General features: G+C 64.1%; 4 protein-coding genes. All 4 read left to right on the top strand.

Features of this window, described 5'->3' with window-relative positions; all coding sequences use genetic code 11:
• The first annotated feature begins 4 nt into the window (after nucleotides 1-4).
• Nucleotides 5-862: a phosphopantetheine-binding protein gene (locus POF45_RS03040; protein WP_282315017.1), complete on the top strand. Its 858-nt coding sequence runs from the start codon at nucleotides 5-7 to the stop codon at nucleotides 860-862.
• Entirely contained in the window at nucleotides 859-12,921 is a 12,063-nt protein-coding gene (locus POF45_RS03035; RefSeq protein ID WP_282315016.1) for an SDR family NAD(P)-dependent oxidoreductase, read from the top strand. The genes POF45_RS03040 and POF45_RS03035 overlap by 4 nt, the downstream gene beginning before the upstream one ends.
• Nucleotides 12,918-14,327: a cytochrome P450 gene (locus POF45_RS03030; RefSeq protein ID WP_259502779.1), complete on the top strand. Its 1,410-nt coding sequence runs from the start codon at nucleotides 12,918-12,920 to the stop codon at nucleotides 14,325-14,327. Before POF45_RS03035 ends, POF45_RS03030 begins: the two co-directional genes overlap by 4 nt.
• A 65-nt stretch (nucleotides 14,328-14,392) precedes the next feature.
• Nucleotides 14,393-26,725 (top strand): SDR family NAD(P)-dependent oxidoreductase, encoded by a 12,333-nt coding sequence (locus POF45_RS03025; protein ID WP_282315015.1) that lies wholly within the window; start codon nucleotides 14,393-14,395, stop codon nucleotides 26,723-26,725.
• Nucleotides 26,726-26,774 lie beyond the last annotated feature (49 nt).

Here is a 26,774-nt window from a genome sequence, read left to right as displayed (position 1 = left end):
GGGGTTGGAGCTGGGCAGTTATGACATTGTCATCGCCGCCAACGTGCTGCACGCCACCGGCAGCATTCGCCGCACGTTGACCCATGCCGGTGCGTTGCTGCGCCGCAATGGAAGGGTGGTGATGAATGAAATCAGCGACCGCTCGCTGTTCGCCCACCTGACCTTCGGCCTGCTCAAGGGCTGGTGGCTCTATGAAGACCCGGAGCTGCGCATCCCCGGCACACCGGCCTTGTATCCGCAAAGTTGGGCCCGCGTGCTGGGCGACACCGGCTTCCACAGCGTCGCCTTCCCGGCGCAATGCGCCCATGGCCTTGGCCAGCAGATTATCGTCGCGCACAGCGATGGTATCGAGCGCGTGGTGGTGCCGGATCAAGTCGAAAAACCGCTCGGCCACCCCGCACCCACCCTGCAAACGGCACCTGCGGTAGCCGGTAGCGGTCGCGAGGTGCTGACCGCGTTGGTGCTGGACGGCCTGGCCAGGACGTTGCAACTGGAGCCCGGTCGCATTCAGGCGGATCAGCCGTTTGCCGACTACGGCATCGACTCGATCCTTGGCGTGAGTTTTGTCAGCCACATCGGCGAGGCCCTGGGCACGGAGCTCAACACCGCGTTGCTGTTCGACTATTCGTCGCTGCAAAGCCTGGTGGACTACCTGCTCGGCCAATACCCGGCGCAGTGCGCCGCGTTGGCGGGCGCCACGGCACAGCCCGCAATACCTGAGCCAGCCGCACCCCCGCAGCACCTTGAAGCTGCGTTTCTGTGCGGTGAACTGGCAATCGATGAATTGCTGAACATCATCAACGACAGCGCCACGGCAAACCACGGCATCGCGCAAGCCAAGGCCGGGAAAGGACAACCATGAGCAGCCAAGCATTTCAATCGATCATCGCCCGGCTTCAACAGCGCCAGATCACCGCTGACGAGGCCCGGCAGCTGCTGCAACAACTCAAGGCCGGCGCGCAGGCGACAACAGAACCGCCGCCAGCCACTCGCCCGCCGGTGCACGACGAGATTGCCGTGATCGGCATGTCGGGGCAGTTTCCCGGCGCCGACAACGTCGAGCGCTTCTGGCACAACCTCAGCACCGGTGCCGACGGCGTGGTTGAACTGGGCGAGCGTTATCTGGACCCGCAACGCAACTATTCGGCCGAGCGCCAGCCCGGCAAGACCTACTGCAAATGGGGCGGTGTTCTTGAACAGCGTGATGATTTCGATCCGCTGTTTTTCAATATTTCGCCCCGCGATGCCGAGTCGATGAACCCGCATCAGCGGCTGATCCTCCAGGAAAGCTGGAAGGCCCTGGAAGACGCCGGCTACAACCCGAAAAGTTTTCGCGACCAGTCGGTGGGCATCTTTGTCGGTGCCGAACCGACCGGCTATTTCCACGAAACCTTTATCGGCGCCTCCGACGCGATCATTGCTTCGCGCCTGTCCTACTTCCTCGATTTCAAAGGCCCGGCACTGGTGGTGAACACCGGTTGTTCGTCCTCGGCCACGGCCATTCACCTGGCGTGCGAAAGCCTGCGCAATGGCGAGGCCGACCTGGCGCTGGCTGGCGGTGTGTTCGCCACCCTGGGCGAACCCGGCCTGATCAGCCTGGCGCAAATGGACATGCTGTCGCCGACCGGGCATTGCCATACCTTCGATCAGCGCAGCGACGGCATCGTGCTGTCCGAAGCGGTCGGCATGCTGACCCTCAAGCGTCTGTCCCAGGCACTGGCCGACGGCGACCCGATCTACGGGGTGATCTGCGCCTCGGGCATGAACCAGGACGGCGCCAGCAACGGCATTACCGCTCCCAGCGGCCAGGCCCAGGAACGGCTGATCAGCGAGCTGTATTGGCGGTTCGGCATCGATGCGCGGCAGATCAGCTACGTCGAAGCCCACGGCACCGGCACGCCACTGGGCGATCCGGTCGAGGTCAACGCGCTGGTCCGGGCTTTCCGCCAGTTCACCGACGACACCGGCTATTGCGCGCTGGGCAGCGCCAAGGCGCACATCGGCCACACCTCGGCGGCGGCCGGCGTGGTCAGCCTGATCAAGATCCTGCTGTCGATGAAGCATCGCCAGTTGCCGGGGCTGTTGAATTTCGAACAGCTCAACCCACGGATCGAACTGGCGGGCTCGGCGTTTCATATCCACGCCGAACCCCGGGAATGGCTCGGCAGCGGCCCGAAAATGGCGGCGCTCAACTCCTTTGGCCACAGCGGCACCAATGTGCACATGGTCATCCGTGAAGCGCCCGAAGTCGCCGCCGTGCCGGTCCCCGACGAGGCGCGGCCCTGCTTGCTGCCACTGTCGGCACGCACCGCCGACAGCCTCAAACGCTATGCCCGCCGCGTGCGTCAGGCACTGCTGGATCCGGCCCTGCGCCTGCCGGACCTCGCGTACACCCTGCAAACGGGGCGGCTGGCCCAGGCGCATCGGTTGATCTTCCTGTGCTCCGACAAGGACCAGTTGCGCCAACAATTGAATGACTGGCTGGACGGGCGTTCGCCCCGACATGGCTGGGCCGGGCAGATCGACACGGCTGAATGTGCGGACATCGAGGTACCTGCCACTGCCGACGCCGCGAGCCTGCAACCGCTGGCCGAGGCCTGGGTCACGGGCGGCACGCTCGACTGGGCGCAATTCAACCGCCAGCGCCGTGGCGACGCCCGCCGTGTGCATGCGCCGGTCTATCCGTTTGCCCGGCAGAATTTCTGGATCGCGCCCGCGCAACGTGGCGCGGCGGGCGGCGAGACTCAGGCCGGCGCTGGTATTACAGAACGCAATCTGCATCCATTCCTGGCGCGAAACACCTCCGATCTACAGCGTCAGCGCTTCAGCAGCGTGTTTGATGGCGAGGAATTTTTCCTCAAGCAGCACGTGGTCGGCGGGCAACGGATTTTCCCCGGCGTCGCCTATCTGGAAATGGCCCGCGCGGCGGTGGCGATGGCCACGGCGGGGCGCCAGCCATCGTTCAGCCAAGTGGTGTGGCTGCGGCCATTGATCATCGGCGCCCAGCCACGGCAGGTCGATATCGAGCTGACACTGGAAGACGACGAACAGATTCGCTTCGAGATTTCCAGCCGCGAGCTGGATTTGCTCATCGGGCACGCCACGGGTGAACCGCTGCTGCACAGCCAGGGACTGGCCGGATTTTCTGAGCCATCGGCGCCGCAACAGGTGGATCTGGCGGCCTTCAAGGCGCGCATGACTGGCGGTCAGCTGAGTGCCCAACAGTGTTACGACGCCTATCAGGCGATGACGTTTGAACACGGCCCGGCCTATCAGGGCTTGCAAACGGTGGACCTCGGGCGGGGCGAAGTGCTGGCGCAACTGCGGCTGCCCGCCTGCCAGCGCGACAGCCTCGAAGACTATGTGTTGCACCCGTCGCTGATGGATTCGGCGCTACAGGCGGCCATCGCCCTGAGCCTCGGTGCCGAGGTGGTACTGGCCGAAGATGAGCGCCAGCACCTGCCGCCGTTGACGCGCCCGACGCTGCCGTTTGCCCTTGAAGGCTTGCAGATTCTGCATCGTTGCAGCGAATCGATGTGGGCCCGGGTGAGCTACGCCGAACGCCGCGACGATCAGCAGGCCGACAGCGGTTTGCAGCGCTTGAACATTGAACTGTTCGATCAGCAGGGCACGCTGTGCGTATTGATGCAGGGCTTCACCTCTCGGGTGCTGGGCACCCCGAGTGAACCGGCAACCAGCGACCAGCCGCTGCTGGAAACCCTGCTGTTCCAGCCACAGTGGATCGACGAGGCGCCACCGTTGGCTCAGGTGCCGGACTTCAGCCAGCGCCTGATCCTGCTGAGCGGCTTTGATCCCCGGATCGTCGCCGAGGTGCAGCAACAACTGGCGGGCCGCTGCACGGTGCTGGGCGTTCCCGAGCAAGACTGCGCCGTGGATTATCAGCAGACGGCACTCGCGCTGTTGCAGCACATCCGGTTGCTGCTTGGTGCGGGCGGCGGACGGCGGTTGCTGCAGCTCGCCGTGTATAACCCCAATGGCGAACGCATGATCGGCGGCCTGGCGGCGATGCTGCGCAGTTTGCAGCTGGAAGTGCCGGACGTGACCGGCCAACTGATCGAGCTCGACGAGCCGCAATCACTGGCGCAACGATTGGCGGAAAACGCCGCTGCCGGCGACGTCGGGATTCGTTACCAGTCGGGTCGTCGCCAGGTACAACACTGGCGTCCTTGCCCGGCAGTGGACCTGGCGATTGACGCGCCGTGGAAGGACCGTGGCGTGTACCTGATTACCGGTGGCCTCGGCGGTCTTGGGCGGCTGTTCGCCCAGGCCATCGCCACCCGTGTCAGCGACGCCACCTTGATTCTCACTGGCCGTTCAGCACTGGCCCCGAACGGGCTGGCCGGGATTGACGCGGGCCGCAACCACATCGAATACCACCGGCTGGATGTCAGCGACGCCGAGGCAGTGCAGCGTCTGATCGATGAGATTGTCGCCAAGCATCACGGCCTCGACGGCGTGCTGCACAGCGCCGGGGTGATCCGCGACAGCCTGCTGATCAACAAACAGGATGACGAACTGCAACAGGTGATGGCGGCCAAAGTCGCCGGCACCCGCAACCTGGACCTGGCCACCGCCGGATTGGCGCTGGATTTCTGGATCTGCTTTTCCTCCGGCACCGGCGTCGTCGGCAATGCCGGTCAGGCCGACTACGCGGCGGCCAACGCTTTTGTCGACCGCTACGCCGCCTACCGCAACCAACTGACCGCCCAAGGGCTGCGCCGTGGCCAGAGCCTGGCGATCAACTGGCCGCTGTGGAAAGAGGGCGGCATGCAGGTCGATGCCGCGACCGCGCAGCAGATGGCGCACAGCACCGGCATGGTCGCCATGCCGAGCAACGCCGGGATTCATGCCCTGCGCCAATGTGTGGCGCTGGCACTGCCACAGGTGCTGGTGATGCACGGCCGGCGCGAGCCGATTACCGCGCTGGTCAGCGGCGCCACCCAGGCCTCAGCGCCGCAGGCCGCCCCGCAGGTTGCCGCCAACAGTGACGCACCATTGGCCGAAGCACTGCACCGGGCCTTGATCGACCTGGTGTCCACGCAGATGAAAATTCCCGCTGGCGAGATCCGGCTCGATGTCGAGTTCAGTCAGTACGGCTTCGACTCGATCAGCCTGACCACGCTGGCCAACACCCTGAAACAGCAATGGCGACTCAATCTGGCGCCGACGATCTTTTTCGAACACGCCACGGTCGGCCGTTTCGCCGCGTACCTGGAACGTGAGCACCGCAGCGCACTGGCCGCCAGCCTCGCGCCGCAAACAGCGCCGCCGGCAGTTCAGCCCCGGCAACCACAGCCGCAGGCAGAGGTCCCGCGACCGCTGCCAACCGCCCGCATTGCCCCGGCCAAAGCGCCTGCCACCGAGGCCGACGATGACATCGCGATCATCGGCGTCAGTGGCCGCTTCCCGATGGCCGACGACGTCGAGCAGTTTTTCCAGAACCTCAACGACGGGCGCGACTGCATCAGCGAGATTCCCGCCGACCGCTGGGATTGGCGCCAGTACTACGGCGATCCGCACCGCGAGGTCGACAAGACCAACGTCAAGTGGGGCGGCTTCATCCACGGTGTCGATCACTTCGACCCGCTGTTCTTCGCCATCTCGCCACGCGAAGCACAGTTGATGGACCCGCAGCAGCGCCTGTTGATGACCTACGTGTGGCTGGCCATCGAAGACGCCGGCTACGCCACCGCAGCTCTGGCGGGCAGCGACACCGGGATTTTCGTCGGTACCGGAGTGACCGGCTACAGCAGCCTGATCGCCAAGGCCGGCGTACCGGTCGAAGGCTATAGCGCCACGGCGATGGTGCCCTCGGTCGGGCCCAATCGCATGAGCTTCCTGCTGGATTTCCACGGCCCCAGCGAACCAGTGGAAACCGCCTGCTCGTCGTCGCTGGTGGCGATCCATCGTGCGGTCCAGGCGATGCGCAGCGGTGATTGCCGGATGGCGGTGGTCGGCGGCGTCAACACCTTGATCGCACCCGAGGCGCAGATCAGCTTCAGCAAGGCCGGGATGCTCGCGCTGGACGGGCGCAGCAAGACCTTCTCGGCCCAGGCCAACGGCTATGCCCGTGGCGAAGGCGTCGGGATGATCGTGCTGAAAAAACGCGCCCAGGCCGAGGCCGATGGCGACCACATCTATGCGCTGATCCGCAGCACCGCGGAAAACCACGGCGGCAAGGCCAACTCGCTGACGGCGCCCAACCCACGGGCCCAGGCCGAGTTGCTGAAGTCCGCCTGGCGCAAGGCCGGGGTCGATCCGCGCAGCGTCGGCTACATCGAGGCCCATGGCACCGGCACCGAGCTGGGCGACCCGATTGAAATCAACGGTCTGAAAATGGCCTTCCGCGAACTGGCCGAAGAGCTGAGCAGCGAGGCACCGGGGCAGGGCTATTGCGGCGTCGGTTCGGTGAAGTCGAACATCGGCCACCTGGAGCTGGCGGCCGGGATTGCCGGGGTGATCAAGGTCCTGCTGCAACTCAAGCACCAGACCCTGTTCAAGAGCCTGCACTGCGAACAGCTCAACCCTTATATCGAACTCGATAACAGCCCGTTTTATGTGGTCCAGCAAAGCCGCCCCTGGGCTGCCCTCAAGGACCGTCACGGCGATGAGTTGCCGCGTCGGGCCGGTGTCAGTTCGTTCGGTTTTGGCGGCGCGAATGCGCATGTCCTGCTGGAGGAATATCGCGCGCCACAGCCAGCTCGCAACGAAGCGACTTCAGGCGCAAGAGCGTTTCTGCTGTCGGCGAAAACCCCGGAACGGCTGCGTGAGTCCGCCCGTCGCCTGGCTGAGTTCATTGCCGCCGCACCTGCGCAAGACCCGCGCTACCTCGACGATCTGGCCTATACGCTGCAAGTGGGCCGCGATGTGATGCAGGAGCGGGTGGCGCTGTTGAGCGATTCCCTGGGCGATCTGCAACGCCAGCTCGGCGACTTCGCGGCGACCGGCAAGGCGCTCTATCGCGGCACCAGTGAGGGCGACAACCCGGCACTGGCGCTGTTTCGCCAGGACGAGGACATGGCCGCCGCGCTGGCGGCCTGGATCGACAAACGCAAGTACCACAAGTTGCTGGAACTGTGGGCCCAGGGCCTGACGATTGACTGGCGTGATTTCTATCGAGACGCCCGGTCGATGCGCCGCCTCAGCCTGCCGGGTTATCCCTTTGCCGAGGAGCGTTACTGGGTCACGGACCTTGCCACCGGCCTGGTGGCCAACCCCGTTCAAACGGGCGCGTGGCTGCACCCGATGCTTGAACGCAATACCTCGGATTTTTACCAGCAGCGCTTCAGCAGCCGTTGGCAGGGTGACGAGAGTTGGTTTGTCGACCATCAGGTCGACAGCCGTAAGACCCTGCCCGGCGTTGGTTATCTGGAAATGGCCCGTGCGGCGATTGCCCGGTCGCTGGAGGCGCAGGCACTGCAGGCCGGTACTTTGCAATTCAAAAACATCGTCTGGCTGACGCCTTATTCGCCGACGCCGCAGCACAACGAACTGCATATCGAATTGACGCTGGAACAGCAGAAAGTCGACTTCAGGATTTACTCGCAAACCGACGGTGTCGCGCTGGAACATTGCAAGGGCAGTGCGCAGGTCATCCCGACCGCCAATGTGCAACCGCTGGATCTGGACAGCCTTTGCGCGGCGCCCTGGCAGCGCAGCCTTGAAGCGGCCGAGCTGTATCCGCTGTTCGACGCGATGGGCATTCACTATGGTCCCGGCCATCGCGGTGTTTCGCGGTTGTGGCTGGGGGAGGGCCGGGTGCTGGCCCGGCTTGAACTGGCGCCAGGGTTGTTTGACGGTGATTGGGTGCTGCATCCGGGCATGCTCGATTCCGCCGTTCAGGCGTCGATTGGCCTGCTGCAAAACCGCGACGGGATTGGCGAGACGCTGTTGCCCTTTGCCCTTGAGCTGCTGAACGTATACGGGCGTTGCCAGCCGCAGATGTGGGCACTGATCAGCATCGATGGGCGCAATGCGGGCAGCGCGGTGCAACGAATCGACATCGATGTATGCGATGAGCATGGGCAGATTGCCGTGGCGTTACGCGGGTTCAGCTCGCGGCCGGTTCGGGCCGGCCGTGAACGTCCAGCCGATCAGTCGCTGCCGGCGGGCCTGAGCCTGCTGGCGCCTCAATGGGTGATCGCCGATAGCCCGTCGATGCCGCCGCAGGCATTGCCGACGTTGGCCATTGGCGCATCGAATGAGCGCCGCGACTGGCTGGCCGGGTTACACCCACAGATCGAGTTCCTGCCGTCGCAGGCATCCACCCTCGATGGGATCGCCGCTCAGCTGTCGGCCTGCGCACCGTTCCAGCGCCTGATCTGGCTGGCGCCGGCAGAGCACAGCACGCTGATGCTGTTCCGCCTGATCAAGGCGCTGTTGCAGCTCGGTGTTGCCCAGCAAGCGTTGCACCTGCAATTGATCTTCACCACCAGCATCGCCCTGCGCCCCGATGAACCGTTGGTGCCGGAGCAGGCGGCCTGCCACGGCCTGGCCGGGTCGCTGGCCAAGGAACAGGAGCAATGGCGGGTTGAACTGATCGACCTGCCAGCGGACGGCCAACCGCTGCCGCAAACAATGCCCGAGCCCACCTTGCCCGCTGAATGCCTGGCCTGGCGTCAGGGTGAATGGTTTCGCCAGCGCTTGTTGCCGCTGGCCTCGCAAGCGCACACGGCGATTGGCGGTGTCAGTTACCGCGAAGGCGGCGTGTACGTGGTGATTGGCGGCGCTGGCGGCATTGGCGAAGTCTGGACACGGCATCTGATCAGCCAGTGGCGTGCGCAAGTGGTCTGGTTGGGCCGTCGCGTGGCTGACGATCAGATCAATCAAAAACTCGCGGCGCTGGGGCAGTTTGCCCGACAACACAACGCGCCACCGCCGCTGTACATCCAGGCCGACGCTACCGATGTCGGGCAACTGGCACGGGCCCGGCAGCAAGTGGTCGAGGCCTGTGGGCCGATCAATGGCTGGGTGCATTCGGCACTGGTGCTGACTGATGCGCGGCTTGCGCAGATGGACGAGGCCCAGTTCAGCGCCGTGTTCGATGCCAAGCGCCTGACCAGCCTCGCCATGGCCCATGTCTGTACCGCGGCGGACAACCCGGCGCTGGACTTCGTGCTGTTTTTCTCATCCATGATTGCCTTCAGCCGAGCTGCCGGCCAGGGCAACTACGCTGCGGGCTGCGCCTTCGCCGATGCCTTTGCCGCGCAGCTCGGTCAGCACGGCCCGTACCCGGTCAAGGTCATCAACTGGGGCTATTGGGGTTCGGTGGGCGTGGTCGCCGATCCGGGTTATCGGGCGCGGATGGCCGCGCAGGGCCTGGGCTCGATTGAACCGCAAGAAGGCATGGCGGCGCTGGACCGGTTGCTGGCCAGCCCCTGGTCGCAGTTGGGGCTGATCAAGTTGCTGGAGCCGATGGCCATCGCCGGCATCGACAGCGGCTGGCAGCTCGATTGCTACCCGGCGCCCCCATCACTGGCGTCCGCTGACTGGGCGCAGGTCGCGCAACGCTGCGCTGCGGCGCCGCAACATCACCCGGCGGCCCACGAGATGAACCGGCTGTTGCTGGCGCAGACCTTCGCCTGCCTCGGCGAACTGGCCGCTGGCGGGCCGCTGACCGAACAGCGGATCGCCGCCGAGCCGGCCGTGGCGGCCAACCTGCAAGCCCATCCGTTCTACCGACGCTGGCTGCGCGAAAGCCTGTGCCTGTTGACGGACAACGGCGATATCGATGCCCACGGCCAGTTATTGTCGGCGCTGCCTGAGCCGGCGACGCTGTGGTCGCAATGGCAGCAGGCCAGCGAACAGTGGCGCCGCGACGCCGATCTGCACGCTCAATTGCAGCTGGTGCAAACCTGCGTCCGCGCGCTGCCGGCGATCCTGCGCGGCGAGCAGGCGGCCACCGGGGTGATATTCCCCGACGGTTCGATGGCGCTGGTGGAGGGCATCTACAAGAACAACCGCGTCTGCGACTACTTCAACGCCGTGCTCGGCGAGGTGGTGGCCGATGTCGCTCGTCGTCAGGCGCAGAGCGGCAGGCCGCTGCGGATTCTGGAAATCGGCGCTGGCACAGGTGGCACCACCGCCGGGCTGATCGAGACGTTGCGCCCATGGCAACAAGGGATTGAAGAGTACTGCTACACCGACCTGTCCCAGGCGTTCCTGCGCCATGCCGAAACGCATTTCGCGCCCCAGGCGCCTTACTTGCGCACGGCGATTTTCGATGTCGGCCAACCCTGCGCCGAGCAAGGCATTAGCCTGCAACACTATGACCTGGTGATCGCCACCAACGTGCTGCACGCAACGCCCGACCTGCGGCGCACGCTGCAAAACGCCAAGACCGCGCTGCGCCAGGGCGGCCTGCTGTTGCTCAATGAAATCAGCGACCGTTCGATGTTCACCCACCTGACCTTCGGCCTGCTCGAAGGCTGGTGGCTGCACCACGACACGGCGCTGCGCATCCCCGGTTGCCCCGGCCTGTACCCCGAGCGCTGGCAACAACTGTTGCAGGCGCAGGGCTTCGACGGCATTGCCTTCCCAGCCTCGGCCAGTCATTCGTTGGGCCAGCAGATCATCGTCGCCGCCAGTGATGGCGTGGTGTGCCTGCCGGCGCAGGCCACTGCTGCGGTGGCGGTCGTCGAACCGCAGGCGCCACGCCCAGTTGTGAACGCAGCGATCAATGAAGAAGGGCTGGCGGGGCAATGCCGGCAACTGATCACCGAGGTACTGTCGAAGCTGGTGAACATGGCACCCGAGCGTTTGCAGCGCGACACCGCGTTCGATCGCTACGGCATCGATTCCATCTTGCAGATCAGCCTGATTCAGGCGCTGGAGAAAAGCACCGGCGAGCTGTCGCGCACCATTCTGTTCGAACACAACACCATCAATCAGCTGACGAATTACCTGCTGGCCGAACATCGGCCTGCGCTGACCCGCTATTTTGCACCCGTGCAACAGGTTGAACGGTCGGTGGCAGTGCAGCAGCCGATCGCGCCGCTCGCGGTCAGTCGTCACGCGTCGCTCAGGCCCGCGCCGCAACCGTCAGCCAGCGTCGAGGCGCAAGCAGCGAACCGCGACATCGCGATTATCGGGGTCAATGGCCGCTACCCGATGGCAGCTGATCTGGATGCGTTCTGGGACAACCTGCGCAACGGCCGCAACTGCGTCAGCGAGGCCGATGGTCAACGCTGGTCAACGGCCTCGAACGGCGATGAGCGCTACTACGGTGGCTTCCTCGAACAGGTCGAGGCCTTTGATCATGGCCTGTTCGGCATCGGCGACGCCGAGGTGCAGCACGTTTCGCCAGAGCTGCGGCAGATGCTCGAAGTGGCCTGGCTGACCTTCGAGAGCGCCGGTTACAACCGTGATGCGCTGGCCCGTTTTCAGCAAGGCGATACGGCGGCGGTCGGGGTGTTTATCGGTTCGATGTACAACCCGTCGCCGTTGCGCGAGAGCGATCCTGCGCACGCGGCGATCACCGCCAATGTCACCGACTGGCAGATCCCCAACCGGATTTCCCACTGCTTCGATCTCAAGGGCCCGAGCCTGGCGGTCAACACGGCGTGCGCCAGTTCGATGTCGGCGATCCACCTGGCCTGCCAGAGCATTTTGGCGGGCGACTGCGCGATGGCGCTGGCGGGTGGCGTCAACCTGATCCTCGATCCGTCCCGATACCAGACCCTCAAGCTGGCCAGTTTCCTCGGCAGTTCGGACCTGAGTCGCGGCTTCGGCCAGAGCGACGGCATGCTGCCGGGCGAGGGCGCCGGCGCCGTGCTGCTCAAGCCACTGGCGGCAGCCGTGGCCGATGGCGACCGGATCTGCGGGGTGATCAAGAGCACCCGCGTCAATCATGGCGGCGGCAAGCTGATGTACTCGGCGCCCAACACCCGCCAGCAAACCCGACTGATCGCCGAGACCCTCAAACGCGCCGGCCTTGCCCCTGGGCAAATCAACTACGTTGAAGCGGCGGCCAACGGCTCGGAACTCGGCGACCCGATTGAAGTGGCGGCATTGAAAAAAGTCTTCGGCGAACTGCCGCCCGGCAGCTGTGCGCTGGGCACGGTGAAGTCCAATATCGGTCACCTTGAGGCGGCGTCGGGGATTTCCCAACTGACCAAAGTGTTGCTGCAACTGCAACATCAGCAGCTGGCGCCTTCAATCAATGCCGAGCCGCTGAACCCGCATATTCGCCTGGAGGGCAGCGCCTTTTACCTGCAACAAAAAGCTGCGCCCTGGACGGCTGATGGCAACGGCCAGCCGCGCCGTTGCCTGATCAATTCCTTTGGGGCGGGCGGAACTTACGCCAGTCTGGTGGTCGAGGAGTATCAGGAGGCTCGGGCAACGTTCAGAAACACAGGCGGTGAGCAATTGTTGATTGTCGCCGCGGCCAGCCGGGGCAGCCTGTTGGCCTATCTGAAAAAACTCCAGATATTAATCGACGCGAATTCGACTTTCGATCTGTCAGATCTGGCCTACAGTTTAGCCCTGCGTGAACACCGTCTGGCCCACCGCGCTGCGCTGATAGTCAGCGACAAACAGCAACTGCGGGCACGCTTGCAAGGGTTGTTGGCGGGCACACCGGATAGCGGCTGTTGGCTATCACCGGTCGATGGCATTGAAGAGGGCGAGCCTGGGACTGCGTCGGGGTCACTGATGCAAAGGGGCGAAGCCTGGAGTCGCGGTGCCGGGCTGGATATCCCGGCGCTGTACCCGAACGGCGGCAACCGGATGGTGCTGCCCGGTTATGAGTTTGAGCATCCACTGGCGTCGCCGACATCCGGCACAACGCCACCCGCGTTGTTCTCCAGCGAACTGTATCGGCGCATCAGCAGCGGCGAGCTGGACGCCGCGCAATTTGAACGACTGCTCACCACCTCAACCACTGAACAGGGAACGTTATGAGCCAGATACAAGACAGCACCGCATCCACGCAAAGTGACGCAGTCGCCGGTCAACAGGCATACAAGGCCGCCCATCCGGTGGCCGCCAACGTCAAGATCAAAGACGGCTTTCCGATCATGCCCGGCAAAATTCCCTTGCTCGGTCATGTGCACAAGATCGGCAAGGACGCGCTCGGTGAATTGCGTCAGGCCGAGGCCGCGTGCGGGCCGATCTTCTGGACTTATTTCGGCACCCAGTTGCCGGTGCTGCAAATTCTGGATGAGGCCGGCCTGGCGATCCTGCAGAACAAGTACACCGACAATTCGTTCCTGCGCGAACAGATGCCGGTGATTACCGGCGAGGCCATGAACGCCTTCGACGGCCCGCGCCATCGCAATGCACGGCGCGCCAGTACCGATGCGTTCACCCCCAAGGGGCTGACCCGCGCCCAGGTCGGCCAGTTCATCGTGGAAACCATCGATCAACGGCTCAAGCACTGGAGCCGCGAGAACAAGCTGGCGATTTTTCCGCAGACCAAGGACATCGCCCTCGAAGTGGTGTTTCGCATCCTGGGCATTGAAACCCACGAGCTGGAACTGTGGCGTCACCAGTACGAAGAGTTTTTCCTGGGCATGATTCCGCTGAAGGTCAACCTGCCCGGTTTCCCGGCCTGGCGCTGCCGCAAGGCGCGGGGCTGGCTGGAGCAGCGAGTGGCGCAGATTGTCGCCACCACGCGGGCCAACAATGACCACGACAGCCTGGTCGGGGCGATGATTTTTGGTCGAGATGACCACGGCAACGGCATGTCCGAAGTCGAACTGGTGCACAACATCCTGGGCCTGGGCTTTGCCGGTTCGGAAACCACCGCCGCCGTGATGGCCTGGTCGGCGCTGATGCTGTCGCAGCATCCGCAGGTCTGGCAGCAGTTGTGCGAGCAGGTCGCGGGCCTGGACAGCATGCCCGTTACCCACGAGGAACTGGTCAAGCAGGTGCCGCTGGCCGAAGGGATATTCCGCGAAACCATGCGCCTCTATCCACCGGCCCCCTTTGAAATGCGCAAGGTGCACACCGCGTTCGAATTGATGGGCCGCACCATCCCGGCCGGGGTGATGGCCGGGGTCAGCCTGCTGCATGTTTCACGCAACCCCGAACGCTACCCGGACCCCGATAGCTGGAGGCCGGAACGCTGGCTGGGCCTGGACCGTGCGCTGAACCAGGTGGAAACCTGCCAGTTCGGCGGCGGGCCGCACGCCTGCCTCGGGCGGCATGTCGCGGCGCTGGAAATCACCCTGTTTATCGCGATGCTGGCTCGGGAGCTGGGGCCCAAGGGCATCGTGCCACGGCTGGTGGGCAAGATGCCGCCGCCGGCCTACCTGCCATTTTTACGCCCCTCGAACAAAGCTTTCCTCGACTTCAGCGGCGCCTGATCGGGCAGGGCGCACAGCGTATTTCGGTATTGCAGCATTATCAGAACCATGGATTGGAGAGAGCAGTGGACAGTAAAATCAGGGTTCTGCACGGCAAGATCCAACGGCAGGAAATCAGCATCGAACAAGCGGCGCTGGAATTCGAGAAACTCAGGGCCGGCGCTCGCCAGGACGCCGCACCGCGTCTGATCGAGGCGCCCCCGGCCAGCGCCGACCTGATCGCTGCCGCTGTCTATCGCCATGACGAGCCGTGCCTGCGCGATCACCAGTTCAATCGCCAGCAGATCCTGTTGGGGCTGACCTACGCCAGCCTGGCGCTGGAACACGGCCTGGGCCAACTGGCCGAGGGCGAAGCGCTGCAACTGAAAAAACTGACGTTTGCCGCACCGATGGCGCTGGCCGCAGGCGAGCAGCTTGAAGTGGCGATCCGTGCCGCCCGGCCCGGCTTTGAGGCGGTATGCCGGCGCACACCGCTGGCGCCGTGGCAAGTTGTGGCCAGTGGCGAATTGTCGGCGGTCGCCGTCGAGCGCCAGCACGTAGCACCTGCTGAACTCATGGCCGGGATGACGGCGGTGGACCTGGCGTCGATCTACCAGATCAGCGAGCAGGTCCACATCGGCGAGAGCTATCGCACCCTGCAAGCGCTCTACCAGCAAGCGGACCGCCGTCAGGCGCTGTCGCGGGTGGCGCTGAGCGATGCGCGTCCGTACGGCTTGCATCCCTTGCTGATCAACAGTGCTTTCCTGACCATCATTCCGCTGCTGGCCGCAGAACAACTTGCCAGTCATTACATTCCCCTGGGCATCAAATCCCTGACGTTTCACCGGCGCCAGGCACCGGCAACCGGCTGGATCCACGCCCGTCTGGTGAAGAACTCCGGTGAACTGGTGCTGTTTGATGCCGAGCTGTACGGCGACGACGGCGCATTGATTGCCCAATTCAATGGCTGCTCGCTGAAGCGGCTGCGCGGCGAACATCTGCTTGATCAGGCCGAGCCGCGCACCGTTGAAAGTGCCGGCAGCAGCGCAGCGCTCGAAGACTATTTGCTGGCCCAGTTGCACGCCATCGGCGCCCGTCAGGTCGGTAAAAAGCAACGCCAGCGCAACCTGATGGACCTGGGGCTTGAGTCCATGCAACTGGTCAATCTGGCGCAGCGCATTGCCAGCGCGGCACTGATCGAACTGGAACCCACGGTGTTTTTTGAATACCCGAGCCTCGCCGAACTGGCAACGTTTCTCTGGCAGGAGCACCGCGCGGCGTTCAGACCGTTGCTGGGCCAGCAGGGTGTCGCGACCGAGATTGCCCCGGTGGCCGAACCCGTCCTCACAACCCAATCCAGGGCTGCCCAGCCGCAGACCGATATCGCCATCATCGGCATGCACGGGCAGTTCGGCGAGGCCGGCGATCTGGATCAGTTCTGGCGCAACATCTGGCAGGACCTCGAACTGATCAAACAAGTGCCGGCGGATCACTGGGACATCGCGCCCTGGTTCGATGCCGATCCCGAGGCCAAGGACAAAACCTATTCACGCTGGGGCAGTTTCATCGACGATGTCGACACGTTCGATGCCGGGTTTTTCAACATGTCGCGCCGCGAAGCCCAGTGGATGGACCCGCAAGTGCGCCTGCTGCTGCAAAGCGCCTACAGCAGCGCCGAGAATGCCGGGGTGATCCAGCGCTTGCGCGGCAGCAATACCGGGGTGTTTATCGGCTCCTGCTTCAACGAGTACATCGACAAGATCAGCGAACTCGGCCTGCCGATGGACCCGTACATCGCCACTGGCAGCGGCACCATCGCCGCCAACCGGATCTCGTTCTGGTTCGACTTCAAAGGCCCGAGCCTGATGTTCAACAGCGCCTGCTCGTCGTCGCTGGTGGCGTTGCACGCCGCCTGCGTGGCGTTGCGCAACGGTGAGTGCGGCATGGCATTTGTCGGTGGCAGCAACTTGCTGCTGTCGTCCTGGCACTACCGCTATTTTTCGGCGATCCGGGCGTTGTCGCCGACGGGACGCTGCCACACCTTCGATGCCCGCGCCGACGGCTATGTGCCGGGTGAATGCGTGGCCACGCTGTTGCTCAAACCGCTGGCACAGGCCCTGGCCGATGGCGACCCGATCCATGGCGTGATCAAGGGCTCGGCGGCGCTGCATGGCGGTTACACGCCGTCGCTGACGGCACCGAGCGTGGCGGGCGAGGAAAACGTGATCGTGCAGGCCTGGCAGAACGCCGGGATCGACCCGCGCACCCTCAGCTACATCGAGGCCCACGGCACCGGCACCCGGCTCGGCGACCCGATCGAGATCAATGCACTCAAACGCGCCTTTGCGCGTTATACCGAGGACCGGGGCTTCTGCCACATCGGCTCGGTCAAGGCCAATATCGGCCACACCGAGGGCGCAGCCGGCATCGCCGGGGTGCTCAAGGTGTTGCAGCAGATGAAACACAGGAAGCTGCCGGCGCTGGGGCATTTCAAACAGCAGAACGCCCACATCAAGCTTGAAGATTCACCGCTGCTGATCGACACCGAGGGCCGTGACTGGCCGGAACAGGACACACCACGGCGCGCCGGGATCAGCTCCTTCGGTTTTTCCGGCACCAATGCCCATGCGGTGCTGGAGGAATATCGCGAGCAACGCCCGTTCGCCACGCATCAGGGCCAGCGGGTGCTGGTGCCGTTGTCGGCGCGCAATGAACAACGCCTGCACGAGCAGGTGCTGCGGTTGCTGGATCACCTGAAGCACCACACGCCGGACCTCGCCGCACTGGCGTACACCCTGCAAACCGGGCGGGAGGCGATGTCGGCGCGGGCGATTTTCAGCGTCGACAGCCTTGAACAGTTGCAACACCAACTGCAAGCCTGGATCGCGGGCGAGCGCGATGGCGACGTTGCTGCGCCGGTCATGACCGGCGAGCAGGCCCTGGCTGCCGCGGACCTGCGGCAACTGGCAGCGCTGTGGCTCGTGGGTGCTGACGATGAAGTGAACATCGACTGGTCGCGTTTGTATGGTGCTGGCCGCCATCCTGCACGCATCAGCCTGCCGGGTTATGCCTTCGCCAAGGAACGCCACTGGCTGCAAGCGCCGACGCCAACCGCCGTGGCAGACAGCACGTTGCTCACATACACCGAGCAATGGATTTCGGTGGAAGCGCCGGTTGGCGGGAGCGGGATCAAACGGCTGATCTGCCTGTTGACTGAACCGGGTCTACGCCAACAACTGGCCCGTGAAATCCACGCCCTGAGCCCGCACACCGAACTGGTCTTTATTGCTGCCGCTGACGCCAATGGCCGCGACGAGGACGGTCATTACCGCGTTGCGGCGCACAACCCGCAGCAATTGCAGCAAGGATTGCAACAGGCGCTGTGCGCTCACGGCGCAACCCGGATTCTGTATCTGTGGGGCATGGATGATCGACGCTGGATCAGCGACAGCAGCCCAATCGTCGCCTTGCTCAAGGCCATGGCCGCCACCACGACGCCGATAGACCGTTTGCTGCTGGCCGGCCGGGCGGGCGATGCGCTTGAACGTTGTCACCTTGAGTCCTGGATCGGCATCGAACGCTCGCTGGGTGCGGTGATGGATTGCCCTGTCGACGTGGCCATCGACTGGCCGCAGCGTGACGCCGACGACAGCGGCTGGCTGCGCCGTGTGTGGCTGCAACTGAGCGGCCAACCGGTCGGCAGCCGGGTGTATCAGGACACGCTGAGCCTGCGGCCCGTCTTGACGCCGACCCTCGCCGAGCCCGCTGTCGAGCCGCTGGTGCTGGAGCAACTCAATACACTGCTGATCACCGGCGGCCTCGGCGAGCTGGGCTTGTTGCTGGCCGGCGAATTGTCGAACCAGGCCAGGCACCGCAGCACTGGTCAGCTGCATCTGCTGCTCAATGGTCGCTCGCCATTGTCGGCGGCCGCACAGGCGCGAATCGATGCGCTGAGCCATGAGCGTTGCACGGTTTTCCATGTGCAGGCCGATTGCGCCGACCCTATCGCGATGACGGCTGCATTGGCCGAGACACTGCCGCAAAGCGGGCCCATCGACGGCCTGTTCCATGCCGCCGGGCTCAAGGCCAGTGGCAGCGTATTTACCAGTTCGGCGGTGGATTTCAACGCGGTGCTCAGCGCCAAGATCAAGGCCACGCAGGTGCTGGACGAAGTGCTGGCGGCGCAACCGCTGGCGTTGATCTGCCATTTCTCCTCAAGCTCGGCGTTGCTGGGGGATATGGGTGCATGCAGCTACGCAATGGCCAACCGTTTCCAGCAGGCCTATGCGCGTTGGGTCCAGACCGGGCGCACGCGGCGGGTCGTTGCGATCAACTGGCCGCTGTGGCGTGACGGCGGCATGGCAGTGGGCGAGCGCGAGTCAACCGAGTTCTACCTCAAGTCCAGCGGCCAGCGGATGCTGGAAAGCGTCGAAGGCCTGGCGTTGCTGCGTCGAATTGTCAGCAGCGATGTCGAGCAGGTGTTGGTGCTGGCCGGGCAACCGACGCGGTTGCAGCAGATGGTCGCCGGAATCAATGAACCGATGGAAAAAATCAGGGCTGAAACACCGTCAGCAGCCCCCGCACGCAACCCCGCGCACAGCCGTCCCGAACTCAAGGGGTTGAGCCTTGAGCAGTCGCTGCTGTGGGACCTGCGGGAGCTGGCGAGCCGACCGCTGAATGCAGAACGGCAGACGCTGGGCGAAGACACCAACCTGGCCGATTTCGGTTTCGACTCCATCAGCCTGGCGGAGTACGCCGGGCTGGTGAGCCGGCACTTGGGCCTGAAGTTGACTCCGGAAGTGTTTTTCAGCCATTCGACCCTGGCAAAACTCGCCGCGCATTTGCTGGAGCAGCATCGGCAAGTCGTTGAGGCTTGTTACCTGCGCACCGTAACCAGCGCGCCTGAACCGGCGCCGGTGGCAACTGCCGCCATCACCGCAAGCCCGGGCACCGACGCCATCGCCATCATCGGCATCAGCGGCCGCTTCCCCGGCGCCCGCACGCCTGATGAGTTATGGCAGTTGCTGGCCGAGGGTCGCGACATGGTCGGCGAGATTCCGGCTGAGCGTTACGACTGGCGCGAGCATTATGGCGACCCGCGTGAAAACCCGGCCAAGACCCGCTGCATCTGGATGGGCAGCGTGCCGGGAATCGACGAATTTGATCCGCTGTTTTTCGAGATTTCACCACGCGAAGCCAAAAACCTCGACCCTCGCCAGCGCCTGCTGTTGCAGGAGTCCTGGAACGCTCTGGAAGACGCCGGTATCGGCCCGCGCCAGCTGGCTGCGCAGCGCGTCGGCATGTTCGTCGGCGTCGAGGAGGGCGATTTCCAGCGACTCGCTGGCGAGGAGAGCCTGACCTCCAGCCATAACGGCATTCTGGCGTCGCGGCTGGCGTATTTCCTGAACCTCACCGGACCGACCATGGCGATCAACACCGCCTGCTCGTCGGCGCTGGTGGCGCTGCATCAGGCGGCTTCCAGCCTGCGTAACCACGAATGCGAGATGGCCATTGCTGCCGGCGTCAATCTGATCTTCTCCCCGGACGCCTTTATCGGCATGACCCAGGCCGGGATGCTCTCGCCGGATGGCAAGTGCTTCACCTTCGATCACCGGGCCAACGGCATGGTGCCGGGCGAGGCGGTGTGCTGCGTGCTGCTCAAGCCGCTGGCCCGTGCCGAGGCCGATGGCGACCGGATCTACGGTGTGCTGCGCGCCAGCGGCATCAACTACGACGGCAAGACCAACGGCATCACCGCGCCCAGCGGCGTTTCCCAGCAACGCCTGCTGGAAGACGTTTATCGCCGTGCCGGGATCGACACCCAGGCGGTGGACTACATCGTCACCCACGGCACCGGCACCCAACTGGGCGACCCGGTGGAAATCAATGCCCTCAACGATGCGTTCCGGGGCAATACGGCGGGCCATTGCGCGCTGACCTCGACCAAGACCAATCTGGGCCACACCTTTGCCGCCTCGGGGCTGGTCAGCGTCATCAGCCTGTTGCAGGCGTTGCGCCACGAAACCATTCCGGCCAGCCTGCATTGCGAGCAGGAAAACGACTATATCCAGTGGCAGCAGAGCCCGTTCTACGTCAACAAGGCGAACAAGGCCTGGCCGCAGGCAGGACGCGACCGCGAGCGAATCGGCGCGGTCAGCGCCTTCGGCATGAGCGGCACCAACGCCCATGTGGTGTTGCAAAGCTACAGCCCACAGCACGCCGGCGCGGCGCTGCGCCGGCCTTGTTACCTGCTGGTGCTATCAGCCAAGACCCGCGATGCCCTGCAGGAAAAAGCCGCACAACTGAACGTCGCGCTGGAGCAGGGCGGCTACCGTGATGAGCAGTTGCCGTCGATCAGCCATACGTTGCTCGAAGGCCGGCATCACTTCCGTTATCGCCTGGCCCTGGTGACGGCGGACCTGGAGGAAGCACGCTACGGCTTGCAGCGTTATCTGGCCGGTGAGAAGCGGCCCAACCTGTTTGGCGGTGAAGTCGAGCGTGAATTTGCCCCGCGTAAAACCGTCAGCCGTTATATCGAGCAGTTGCTGGACGACAGCCTCAAGGCTGGTGAAGACGAGCTACGCGAGTTGTTGTCGGGGCTGGCGGACTGTTATCGCCAAGGCTATGACATTGATGGTGGGCGCCTGTTTGTGGTGACGCCGCCGCGTGTCTCGCTGCCGGGTTATCCGTTTGCCCGCGAGCGTTATTGGCCCGATGTCCGTCAGCGTTCACAACCGGATGCTGGGCATGGTGTGGAGCGTTTGCATCCGCTGCTGCATCGCAATGTCTCGACCCTGGCGCGCCAGTGTTTCGTCAGCCGCTTCAGCGGTCGCGAGACGTTTCTGGCCGATCACCGGATTGGCGATCAGCTGATTTTTCCCGGCGCCGCGTATCTGGAAATGGCCCGTGAGGCAATTGTCCGGGCCAGTGAGTTGCCAGCGCAGCACATCACATTGCGCAACATGGTCTGGCTGCGGCCGCTGACGTTTGCCGTTAACGGCGACACTCGCGAGGTCGAGCTGTTCTGCGAGTTGACGCCCAACGCTGGCGGCAGCCTGTCCTTCAGGATTTACAGCCTTGAGGGTGCAATACAGCAATTGCACGCCCAGGGCGACGCGCTGCTGGCAAGCGTTGCCGCTCCCGCGCCGCCAGCGCTGGAACTGGCGCAACTGGCAGCTGACTGCAACCTCGGCGAGCGCAGCCATGAGGCGCTGTATCGCGATTTCGAGTCCATGGGCGTGCATTACGGCAGCAGCTTCCGGGCTGCCGGGCAGATACGGATTGGCCGCGACCAGGTACTGGGCCAGTTGTCCGGTGCAGCGCTGGATCCGCAAATGGACGGCGTGCTGCTGCCGCCAGGCATACTCGACAGCGCGCTGCATATCGCCGCTTCGCTGGGCGCCGGGCAACAGGCGGCGGCCGAACCGGCGCTGCCGTTTGCCCTGGAACGCCTGTGCCTGCATGGCTCGGTCGAACAATCGCTGCGCCTCGGGCCGCTGACGGTGATCGCGACTCGACGCGCAATGCCAGACGGCGTGGCGGTCGAGAAAGTCGATCTGCAGATTTGCAACCACGCGGGCGAATGCCTGCTGCAACTGGAGGGCTTCAGTTCACGCCGGACCGGCGCTGAACAGCCACCGGCACAGCTCACGCCGCAGGTCGGCGAAGCCCTTGGCCGCCTGATCCGCACCCCGTTCTGGCATCCGCTCGACGGTCCCGGTGAAGCGCTGCCAGCTGATGTCCGGCCGCACCTGTTGCTGTTGGGACTGCCGGATGCGGTGGTGGCCGAGCTGCGTCGACAGTTCGGCGCTCAGCTCAGCGTCTTGCCCGGTGCGCCGGGCGAAACCAGTGCCGCGATGTACCAGGCGGCGGCGCTGGCGCTGCTCCAGCACTTGCAGCAACGGGACGCCAAGGCGGGCGACTACCTGCAACTGTACGTCGGCCAAGGCCAGGATGACCTGCGCCTGAGCGCGCTGGATGCGCTGCTGAGCACCGCGATGATCGAAAATTGCGAGTTGAAGGCCCGACTGGTGGCGGTAGACCCTGACATGGGCGACGCGGCGATGAGTCGCGTGATCGCCGAGCAGAGCCGCTTCCATTGCCGGCAACGGGTGCGGATCTTCGCCAATGGCAGCCTGTATGGCAGTCAATGGCGCGAACTGGCCGCAGAATCGGCGTCCCACAACGAACCGGGTCCGTTTCACGATGGCGGTGTCTATGCAATCACGGGCGGTGCCGGCGGCCTCGGTCTGGTCTTCGCTGAACAGATCGCCAGCAACTGCCGCAACCCGGTGCTGTACCTGGCCGGACGCTCGGCGCCGGGTGCGCCTGCGCAGCAGAAATTCGCGCAACTGGAGGCGCTCGGCGCCCGCGTGCTGTACCAGCCACTGGACGTCAGTGACGCCGCGGCGGTCAGGCAGTGGATTGACAGCATGTACGCCGAGCAGGGCGCCCTGCACGGGGTGATCCACGGCGCCGGGGTGATCCGCGACAGCCTGATCATGCACAAATCCACTAGTGACTTCGAACAGGTGCTGGCGGCGAAAGTGGCCGGCATCGAGGCGCTGGACCGGGCCATCGGCGAGCGACCGCTGGACTTCCTGCTGTGCTGTTCATCCCAGGCGGCGCTGGGCAACCTGGGGCAGGCCGACTATGCCTGCGCCAATGCCTGGATGGACGCCTTCATGCACTACCGGCAGAACCTCGCCGCCGATGGCAAACGCAAGGGGCGCTCGTTGAGCATCAATTGGCCGCTGTGGCGCGACGGCGGCATGCGACTGGCGCCGGTGATCGAGCAGCAGATGCGCGAACAGTTCGGCATCGTGCCCATGCCGCTGGAAGAAGGCCTTGCCAGCTTGCGGCACCTGTTGACGCACTCGGTCAGCGCGCAGGCGTGGGTGGTGTATGGCGAGTCATCGCGGCTGGCGAGCATCGGCCAAACGACGCCTGCTCAACCTGCGGCAAAAGCAGCGTCGCCACAGGCACGCGCAACGACGAGCCTCAGCGACAGAGAACTGCGAAAACACATCGAAATCTTTGTCACCCGGATCATCGCCAAGGTGACTCAGATCGACGCAGCGAAAATCCATCCCGCAGAGAAATTCGAGGTCTATGGTTTCGATTCGATCATGGCCGTGGGGGTGACCAATGAGCTGGAAAAACACCTTGGCTCGCTGCCCAAGACCCTACTGTTCGAACACGTCAACATTGCCGGCATGGTCGATCATTTTGCGGTCAAATACCGCGAGCGGTTTGCCGCGATGTTTGGCGACGATCAGCCGCAGCCGACGCCTGCAGCGGTCGTCCAGGCGCCTGCAAGTGAGCCAGTCGTCAATCGTTTCGCAGCTGCCACGCCGGCCTCCACTGAGCAGGTCGAAGACAGCGACCTGGCGCAATACGTCGCCGTGATCGGCCTGGGCGGCTATTACCCCGGCGCGGACAACATGGACCAGTTGTGGCAAAACCTCGCCAACGGCGTCGATTGCATGAGCGAGTTCCCCGCCGAGCGCTGGGACCACAGCAAGCTCTATTACAAGAACCGTGACGTGCTGGGCAAAACCACCTGCATCAACGGCTCGTTCATCAAGGACGTGGACAAGTTCGACTACAGCTATTTCAAGATGCCCAAGGTCTATGCCGATCACATGTCGCCCGAAGTCAGGCTGTTCCTGCAGGCGGCGGTGCACACCTTCGAAGACGCCGGTTACTCGCGTGAAACCCTGCAAAGCCGTTATGGCGGCAACGTCGGCGTGTTGCTGGGCGCCATGACCAACGACTACCACTACTACGGCTTCGAGCACAATTTGTCCGCGGGTTCGATTGCGTCTGGTTCGGGCATGGCGACCATCCCGATGACCGTGTCCTATTTCTACGGCCTGACCGGGCCGAGCCTGTTTATCGACACCATGTGCTCGTCGTCCTCGACCTGCATCCATACTGCGTTCCAGATGCTGCGCCATGACGAGACCAAGATGGTGCTGGCGGGCGGCCTGAACCTGATGTACCACCCCTATACGGCGGTCAATACGTCACAGGGCAACTTCACCTCGATCACTTCCGAGTCGGTCAACAGCTATGGGGTGGGCGCCGACGGTACGGTGATCGGCGAGGGCGTCGGGGCGGTGCTGCTCAAACGCCTGGACCGGGCGATAGCCGATCGCGATCAGATCTACGGTGTGATCAAGGGCTCGGCCATCACCAATGCCGGTGAACGCAACGGTTTCAACGTGCCCAACCCGGACCTGCAAACCCTGGCCATCCGTCAGGCGATGGAGCAGGCCAAGGTGCACCCGTCGTCGATTTCCTATGTCGAAGGTCATGGTTCGGGCACGCGGCTCGGGGACCCGATCGAAGTGCTGGGCCTCAATAACGCGTTCAGTCGCGACACCGACGACAAGCAGTTCTGCTACCTCGGCTCGATCAAGTCGAACATCGGCCACCTGTTGGCCGCATCGGGCGTGGCCGGGCTGACCAAGACCCTGTTGCAACTCAAGCACGGGCAGATTGCGCCGTCGATCCACTCCGGTCTGCTCAATCAGGACATCGATTTCGCCGATACGCCGTTCATGGTGCCGCAACAGTTGACGCAATGGCGGCGCCCGGAGCGGGTGATCAACGGCGAAAAACAACAGTTTCCACGGCGTGCCGGGCTGACTTCGATTGCCGCTGGCGGCATGAACGCGCACATGATCGTCGAGGAATACCCGCAGCCAGTGGACAGCGCCGGGCAGATTGCCGACGAGCGCCTGGCGTTTGTGTTCTCGGTGCACAAGCTCTCGGTGCTGGTGCAAAACCTGACCCGTTTCAGGGACTGGCTGGCGAGCAGCGAGGCGTCGTTGGCACAGATCGCCTACACGCTGCAGGTCGGCAAGAACAACCTGCGCAACCGCTTGGTGATTCGCTGTGACAGCCGACAGGCGCTGCTGGACGCGCTAACCGCCTGTATCGACGGGCGATACGGCAACACAACGTTCTACCGCTTCCAGGAAACTGATGCCGCGCAACTACCAGACGCGGCCGGTCCATTAACGCCGCTGCTGAGCCAGTGGCTCGGCGGCGACAATCATGTCGAGTGGGCCAGCCTGTATGGCCAGCAACCGCAGCGCATCAGCCTGCCGGTCTACGCCTTCGAAAAGAACCGCTGCTGGTATACCGAGCCAGGCTACGAGTCGGCAATCATCAATCCACTGACATTCACCCAAAAGCTGCACCCACTGGTGGGCGCAAACTGCTCGACAACCCAACCGGGTGCGCTGTTTCGTACTGACTTCGTTCCGGCGCAATTGCTCGATTACATTTACCAGGCGCCAGGCGGGCAACGCATCAGTGCCTTCAATTTTGCCGATGTCGCGCTGGCGATGCCGGCGCTGGTGTCGCGGTTTGACGGCTGCACGCTGTCGGTGTCCTGCGCGTTCGAACACTTTATCGCCGACTGGGCGACGGTCACTGGCCTGGCGTACCGCCTGCTGGACATTGATGAAGGGCAGATGGAACTGGAGTTCGATGTGCGGCGCCAGGGCGAGCAGTCGGTCAACCTGGGGTTTGCCTTGATCAACCCGTTGAGCGGCAACGAACCGGCACTGGCGCAGTCGTTGCTGGACGCGGCCAGTGAGCTGTTGAATGGCCGGTCGGGGCACAGTGGCGCCGCCGATGTCAGCCAGCGACTGACGCAGGCCGGTTACGATTTTTCGCCCTATCTCGACAACGAAGGCGAGCGGGTCATCAGCCGCAGCGGCTTGTTACTGGAAGGCCGGCCACCGGTCAATCGGCACAATCACCACGCCGACAACCTCCAGCTGTCGCCGTACCTGGCGACCACCCTCGACAAGGCGTTTTACCTGTTGCTCGAAGAGTTGGGGCTGCCGCAAGGGCGGGTCATCGTGCGCAATATCGAGCAACTGTGTTGCTACGAGCAGCCCGCTGGCCAGTTCTCGGTGATCCTGACCCGGATCGGGCTCAACGGTGAGGCGCTGGCGTTCAGCGTGCTGGTGCTGGATGAGCAGGCGCGGATTTGCCTCAAGGCTGATCGGGTCAGCCTGCACCTTGGCGAGCAGGAACTGGCCGCTATCCGCCGCGATCACCAGTGGCTGGCAGGGACCGTTGCAGCGGCCGTTCGGCCAATGACTGAGCCGGTGACACAGCCTGTCAGCGCCCGTCTGCAAGGGCAGGGCAGCGATGGCGAAGCGGCCTTGGGCGGGCGGATTCTCGCGTTTATCCAGCAGGAGTTGCAGCACAAGCTGGGGTTTGCGCCGCAGGAGATTGGCGAGTCGGCGCAGGTCCATGACCTTGGGCTGGACTCGATCATGGTGGTGCAACTGACGGACAGCGTGAACAAGCGCTTCGGCACCAAACTGATGCCAGACCTGTTTTATGAAAAGCAGCAACTGGGCGAGCTGGCGGCAAAGCTGCAAGCCGTCTAGAAACCATTCAATTGATCTGAAGAGTTGACCCGGCAGGCCGTGCCGCCGG

It is taken from the genome of Pseudomonas fungipugnans (assembly GCF_029955235.1).
In the GTDB taxonomy this organism is placed as follows: Bacteria; Pseudomonadota; Gammaproteobacteria; order Pseudomonadales; family Pseudomonadaceae; genus Aquipseudomonas; species Aquipseudomonas fungipugnans.
Note: the sequence above shows the minus strand (reverse complement) of the source record. Positions and strands in the feature narration are given on the sequence as shown.